Source organism: Methylobacterium sp. D53M, assembly GCF_053345625.1.
The window spans coordinates 1-852 of the sequence record NZ_JBKFAL010000083.1 but is presented as its reverse complement, the minus strand read 5'-3'; the positions used below and the strand labels follow the sequence as shown (position 1 = coordinate 852).

The 852-nt window shown below is 65.3% G+C and carries 1 pseudogene; it reads left to right on the top strand.

From position 1 onward, the window contains the following. Window positions 1-819 (top strand): annotated as a pseudogene (locus tag ACLBYG_RS31580) (integrase core domain-containing protein); the annotation flags it as partial. Window positions 820-852 lie beyond the last annotated feature (33 nt).

Sequence of the window (852 nt, the reverse complement as noted above, 5' to 3'; positions counted from 1 at the left end):
TCGTCGGCCTGCACCGGGGCACGCAGCGCTACGTGCCCACGCTATGTGCCCACACTGCCGGCCGACGCGGATGCGCTGACCCGCGCCATCATGGCCCTGGCGTCCGAGTACGGCGCGACAGATACCGCCGTGTCACCGCGCTGCTGCAGGCAGACGGCTGGCCGGTGGGCAACGATCGGGTTCATCCTTCGAGAACCTCAGGATGAGGGCATCTGGCCTCGCGAGGGGCTGAAGGTCCCCCAGGAGCACCGGCCGCGCAGCCGTCTCTGGCTGACCGACGGCTCATGCGTGCAACTACGGCCGCTCTGCGGCAGCCATGTGTGGAGCTTCGACTTCGTGCAGGCGCAGACACATGACGGGCGCAGCTTGCGCATCCTGACGCTGATCGACGAGCACAGTCGCACATGCCTGGCGCTGAAGGTGGCCCGACGCATCAACAGCGTAGGTGTGATCGAGACGCTGGCCGATGCGATGTGCCTGCACGGCATCCCGGAGCACATCCGCTGCGATAACGGCCCCGAGCTGATCTCGAAGGCGCTGCGCCAGTGGGTCGCCAAGACGGGGCCACAGATTCAGTACATCGCACCCGGCTCGCCGTGGGAGAACGTGTACTGTGAGAGCTTCAACGGTAGGCTGCGCGACGAGTGCCTACGCCAAGATATTTTCTACTCGCTGAAGGAGGCGCAGATCGTGATTGGTCTATGGCAATCTACCTACAGCCGCGTCCGACCGCATTCGTCGATTGGCTATCGGCCACCTGCGCCTGTCAGCTTCCCAGATCTGGCCTTCCGGCTCCCCATGGCCGCCGCCATGCAGTAGCCTCCCACTAGCCTCCCACTCGGCTCGGTCCAA